This is a genomic window from bacterium (assembly GCA_021158245.1).
GTDB lineage: Bacteria > Zhuqueibacterota > QNDG01 > QNDG01 > QNDG01 > QNDG01.
The window spans coordinates 1-6,259 of the sequence record JAGGVB010000189.1 but is presented as its reverse complement, the minus strand read 5'-3'; the positions used below and the strand labels follow the sequence as shown (position 1 = coordinate 6,259).

Here is a 6,259-nt window from a genome sequence, read left to right as displayed (position 1 = left end):
ACAAGGGATCCGTGTTTTATTCTGTGCCTTTTGCCGAACACAATCTTCTTTCCGTCAGGAGACCATGATGCAGGCATGTCAACACTGTGTGATACAATCTTTGACTTATCTGTATTCATATCATAGACAATAAGGTCAAGACGGGAAAAATATCCGCTGCCGTGATTGGAAAGAAAGGCTATACGTCTGCCTTCAGGATCAAACACAGGATTAAAATTACCGCTCCCTTTTGTGAACAGGGCATTACCCTGCCGAATATTGCTTTTAATTTTTTCCGTACCTTTTAAATACTCTTTTTCAAGCCACATTTTCCATTCAGCATAGAGCTGCATGTCTGTTTTTCCAAGCACTTTTTTTACAGCTGAAGAAAAATCCAGTCTTGCAGTGCTGCTCATTGCTCTTGCAAGATCAGCAACTTTATCTTCGCCATATTTCTTTGAGATGTAAATTGTAAGTGCGAGCCCCTGATTGTACACTCTTTCATTTCTGATACTTGATGATCCGAACACATCCATCTCTGAAATGGAAAGCATCTCACGGTTTAAGACCGCGCTTCTTAAAACCATATCACGAAAACTGTCCCACCAGTCATTTCCAAGCCCCATACGCTGATACTGGGCCATGCCTTCTGCAAACCACATGGGTACAATTGTACCTGAAAATGGGAAGGAGACTATTCTGTTGGGGTAACCGTGAATAACATCCTTGCGTTTTTCCTTTTCATATCCTATCCACTGAAAATATACTGCAGGAATGCGCCTTGTAAACTTGCGTGCAGCTCCTAGAGAAATTATGTGTGTGAATTCATGAGTTACAACATCCCGCAGCCAGTTGTGTGTCCCGCGCAGATGAAAATCCATAGGAGGAGCCCATATCTCTATTTTGTTGTCATAGTAATATGACGCTCCGTTGGAATTATCGTCATAGTCTTTTATTATAAAATGTACTTTTGTATCAGGTTCGTAATTGTAAAGGCTTGAAATCGGTTTATAAACATCCTCTGCGATTTTGGCAACCTGCTCTGCTGTCCTCAATTCTCCCTGATGAAAGTGCACTGCAAAATGTTCTGTCTCTATAGTCTGCCACTTAAGCTCAGGATGATTATAAGCCGCATCCTGACTAAAAAGAGCACCTCTCGTTACAACCAGTAAAAAGCAAAATACAGCTATTTTACTTTGCAACCGCAATTGAAATGGTAACCCTTTTTTCGCCTTTATCACTCTTTGCATAAACCCTGCAGAAATAGATTCCGCTGCTGACATTTTCAACATTCCACACAACCTCATTGTTCATAAATGCATTACCCGGCCCTGCAAACCTGTCTATCAGGTTCCCGTTAAGGTCAATTATTTCTATATTTACATCTGCGCTACATTCCAGTTTATATCTTATAACAGTTGATTTCCCCTCAACAGGATTAGGATAATTATATACCGATTTGACAACCATTATCTCATCCGAAGGTTCGACACCTTTAATTTCTGCTGTCAAATTTGACGTATGGGAAGAATCATGAAATTTTTCAGGCCATGGGAACATCTTTTCATTCCAGGCAGTATCCAGATCCCACGCAAAAACCCATCCTCTGTCTGACAGGGCGATTAATTCCACATCACCGTCTCCGTCTAAATCCGTAAGAACAGGAGTAAACGGTTTTGAAGAGCCTGTTGTTAAAGGAAAGCCTTTTTCCTCTGCTCCGTCAAATGACCATGCTTCCACAATGCCCCCTGATGTGGCAGCCACAATATCAGGCCTGTCGTCATTATCAACATCTCCGATTACAGGAGATGATAAAAATTTATTATCATCATTGATTGACAGCGGAAAATAATCGGTAAATGCACAATTTTCATTCATTCCCCATACATTGCTGCCTCCGGTTATAAAAAGATCTGTCATTCCGTCACCGTCCATGTCTGCAAGAGCAGGTGCTGTAAGGCCCGGCCCTACCCTCTCTCTTTCGGCAGACCCTTTTACTTCACCTTTTGCCGATAATGTCATTATTCCTGAACCGCCTGTAACTGCAACAAATCCGCCTGTTCCGTTTGAAGGGCAGAACGCAGCTCCTGATAATGCATTGTCTCCGGTAATGTAATTATCCGAAACTGCCAAGTCTTTGTCTGCAAATGACAGATTCCCATTCCGTAAAAGGACAAAAACCGATGTTCCACCGAACTTGCCCACTGCAGCAACAGGAGAATCTCCAAAATTCACTTGCTTTATTATTTCTCCTGTGCGGGATATTGTATAAACAGTCCCGTTATCCGTACCGGCAAATATCTCATTATTGATAACCGCAAGCAAGATAATATTATCCTCTGTCTGCAACGTAAAGACTTCATCAAAAAGACCGTTCCTGTCTTCATCGGCCGAACTCCATCCGGTCACACTGCCGTCTTTTGTACTTGCAATCAAAAGGGAAGGTACGGAATCGTGCCCGGGAAAAACCACAGGCATGGATGTAAATTCCTTTTTGTAATCAATACAGCACGGAACATGAATTTCTTCTTTTTCACCGTTCAGTTTATCCTGCTCAATTGTTACCATATTTGAAGATGCAGGAGACCCGTCAGGATTCCAGCAGAAAACCTTCCCCTGTTTTTCGGGGATAAAAATTTCTTTGCGCCCGTCATTATTTAAATCTGATGCTATAATTCCCATAGGGTCATACGCATTCCCGAATCTTACAGGGAAACCTTTCTGCAGAAAATCCGATCTTATTGTGCACTGCATAACAGTATCACGTTTTGAGAAACCATTGAAAATCAAATGTGTGTTACCGCGGTCATAACTATCTGTGGAAGGGTATGATTCCGGAGTAAATTCAACAATATCTTTTTTATTTACAAGTTTGTTTATCTTATTATCTTCATACCATGCATCATGAAGAACACCATATTCAGAACCTGCTCCGCCTGAAATTAATCCGTAACCCTCTCCTATATCCTGGGCTCCGTCAGCTTCCTCAAGATCAACACCTCTGTGGTTTTTATCTATGTTTATTTCATTATCTGCAATTTTATCTTTTATTACATCTTCATCAATATGCCATATCAGAATGCCGGAACCGGGCAGGTCAAAATCGTACTCATCAGCAGAAACTATGACTCCGTTCTCTCCTGTAAACCCTACTGTTCCGTTGCTGTTGAAAACCACTATGCCGCCTCTGTCGTTTTTCCCCACAGCAACACTGTCGCGGTTAACATCACTCTCTCTGTTTTCAATCAGAAAATATTCATGATCATTTATTGGAACTTTGTAGATTCTATTCTTGTCTTTTACAGATGGTGCGGCAACTTCAATTGTAGTGTCCGGATTTACAAGTACCGGCTCTTCCCATCCCATAAAAATTTTTGTCCATGCACAGGGTTCTGCAGGAAGAAGCCCTGAAAAATTGCCTGACCCCTGATCCATCAGCCCCCACCTGCCTATACCGGAATGCTGTGTTTTTGTATTCCAGAGAGCAGGCATCCCTATTTGAAATCCGAACATAATTGCGGATGTGCCGAGAAGCCCTATCTGATATCCCTCCTGGCTCTCTGTCTCAGGCAGAATTATTCCTTCCTTTACAAAAAAACTTCCGTTCTCTACGCTGATACCTTCATAATCTGCATGTGAACCGCTGTTTATTCTTTTTAAATCATCGTATGAGACAAACGCTGAGGATATGTCATTGGGCGTGGGATCATAGGGAAGCTGCACATCTCTGCCTACTCCTGCATGGAATATTACATATACGTCAAAATCAGAAAAAATACAACCCGATTTGTCCCCTCCTGAAATTGCATCTGTAAACAGCCTGACAAGCCCTGTATCCGTAGGAGCTGTGGCATAAACTGACATTGAATCCGGAAGTTCAATTACTTCATCGCTCACACGGGGAATAATTACAAGTTTTCCATTTGACACTTTATAAAAATAATTTTTTAATGCTTCAAGCTGGCTTTCAAAATATCGTTTATTATGAGGGGGCGGGTCAATAACAGGGTTATCTGATGCCGAATTGTCAAAAGTACCGTTCCCTGTTGTAAGAGGGTCAATATCTTTTGTAAATGAAACACGCAGTGCAAGTACTCTTATAGTATCGGTTCCTGAATATCCGCTCCGATTCTCAAGCAAAGATTTCCCGTCCCATTTGTACTTCGCGCCTGAGACAAGGTTCCGCTTAGAGAAAAACTCTGATTTTGCAAATGATCTGAATATATGCCTGCTTGTCTGTGCAGACAGAAAAAGTGTGGCAGACAGGAAAATCTGGATTAAAAATATCCTTTTCATAAGAGCTCCGCAGCTTCTTTAGAAAATACCCCACAAAAAATGTGGGGTATTTCTATTAACATCATGTTAATTAACAGCCCCCGGCATAATTAAAAGGGATGTTTCAATATCACACTATCAATTGTATTTAAAAAGTGGCTGTTAAAGAAAACCTCATTGTGTCTGAGAGAGGATGGCCCTGTTCAGCAGCTACATATCCGAAATCAAAACGAAAGTTTGAGTATTGAAGCCCCGCACCGAATGACGGATATTTTACATTGCCCTCTTCATCATAGTAGTAACCTGTACGCAGGAATATCATCTTGTTGTAAACATACTCCACACCAATAGAACTTACAAGTTCACGCATCTGTGTTGAGAAAGGTTCGCTTGACCATGCTGTAAAAATTGCTTTGTAAAAAGGATCAGTACCGTTTTCATTTCTTACAACAAGGAGTTTATTTGTATCCATACAAATGGTAAGCTTGTTAAATTCCGTATCAAGGACTTTGTAAGCTATACCCAATTTCAAATTTGTAGGCAGAGGATCAGCTTGTGCAGCATCCACATACGTAATTTTCGGACCCATATTAGAGATATCCGCTCCGATTGATAAACCCGGGAAGAACGGTGTTTTGTAAAGGATGCCAAGATCAATTGCAAAAGACGAAGCTACTCCCTGGCCCTGTTCAGCACCTGCACCTACAGGAGAAAGGTGGCTGTAAATATATCTTGCATTAACGCCAAAACCAAAAGTTTCGCTTAACTTCGTTGCATAGGAGAGTGTAACAGCCATATCCCAGCTTTGAAATTTACCAAGAATAATAGGATTACCGCTGTCGTCTAATTGTTCTCCTGTATGGGTCTGTTCGCCCATATTCAGGAATGTAACACTCCCGCCGACTGTGCCTCCGAGATTCGGAACATACTGTTTATATGCAACAAATTCATAAGACATATCCGAAACAAGCTGCGGAAGCCAGTTTGAATGCATTAAAGTAATTTCCCGCCCCTGCTGAAAGGCAAGGCCTGCAGGATTCCAGAATACAGCGGATGCATCATCGGACAGTGCTACAAATGCCTCTCCCATACCAGCGGCTCTTGCTCCCGGTGAAATCAGCAGAAACAGAACTGCGGCCTGGCTTACTGCAAAAAGATTTGCTGTAACAGTAAGAATAAGAATTGTCACAAGCAGAGTTACGAAAATCTTTCTCATTGTCTAACCTCCATAAAATATAAAACCGAATTCTCGGGGTTTTAAGCAGAAGCTGATAATTCCACCCCGGACTCGGTTTTAAAACAAAAAACGCCCGTCAAGATGAAATGGATATACCAACCTCATGCAATTAATAACAAAAATGCAAAACTACTTATCCATCAAACCTTTAACGAACGATTATAGGCAATCTCCTTTTTCCATATCTATGTTTAGAATATATCAAATCACATATCAAATGTCAAGATTTTTTTTCGCAATTCTGGCACCCCCGAAAATGCGATGAACGGTCGTTCGCCCTCGACAGCCGGTGTTTTTTGGTTTTGTTGGCTCCCGATTCTCTATAAAAAATATGGCCTCCTGCAATTTTCATTTCTTTTGCCATTGTCATTCCGGCTGAAGCTATGTTGCAGGCCTCTGAGGTCTCCGAGGCCTCTGAGGCCTTGATAAAACGCAGGAAACCTCTCCATCTGTCATTGCGAGCGTCTTTTTGCGAAGCAATCTCTTCAACTCGTGCTCAATTCCTGAGATTGCCATGTCGCTTTGCTCCTCGTAATGACTTTAAATCGACTTTTGATACAGCCCCTTTTTTGTATTTCCTAACCAATGGGGCTCTATCCCAATATAATATTTTAAAAAACTATACCTTTCTCAAAGAGGAGAAGAATATTTCGTCCCTAACGGGACTTTGGTTTTTTTGTCATTTTGCTATAAATATGTTGTCCCTACGGGACAAGGGACTGGACTATTTGAAAAGTATTCAGTATAAAAAAGTGAAGAAATAGCTTT

3 protein-coding genes are annotated in these 6,259 nt (G+C 41.3%); all 3 read right to left on the bottom strand.

Annotated features, from left to right (window positions below; all coding sequences use genetic code 11):
- A partial coding sequence (locus tag J7K93_11085) for a PD40 domain-containing protein (GenBank protein MCD6117551.1) occupies nucleotides 1-1,229 on the bottom strand: 1,229 nt, incomplete at its 3' end.
- Nucleotides 1,171-4,275, bottom strand: a complete 3,105-nt coding sequence (locus J7K93_11080; protein MCD6117550.1) for a T9SS type A sorting domain-containing protein — start codon at nucleotides 4,273-4,275, stop codon at nucleotides 1,171-1,173. The genes J7K93_11085 and J7K93_11080, both read right to left, overlap by 59 nt.
- A 127-nt stretch (nucleotides 4,276-4,402) precedes the next feature.
- Nucleotides 4,403-5,470, bottom strand: a complete 1,068-nt coding sequence (gene porV, locus J7K93_11075; GenBank protein ID MCD6117549.1) for a type IX secretion system outer membrane channel protein PorV — start codon at nucleotides 5,468-5,470, stop codon at nucleotides 4,403-4,405.
- Nucleotides 5,471-6,259: the final 789 nt, after the last annotated feature.

Bases quoted from the DNA above. Each gene is read 5' to 3' on its own strand.
- J7K93_11080 (MCD6117550.1), bottom strand. From the start codon at position 4,275: ATGAAAAGGATATTTTTAATCCAGATTTTCCTGTCTGCCACACTTTTT.
- porV (MCD6117549.1), bottom strand. From the start codon at position 5,470: ATGAGAAAGATTTTCGTAACTCTGCTTGTGACAATTCTTATTCTTACT.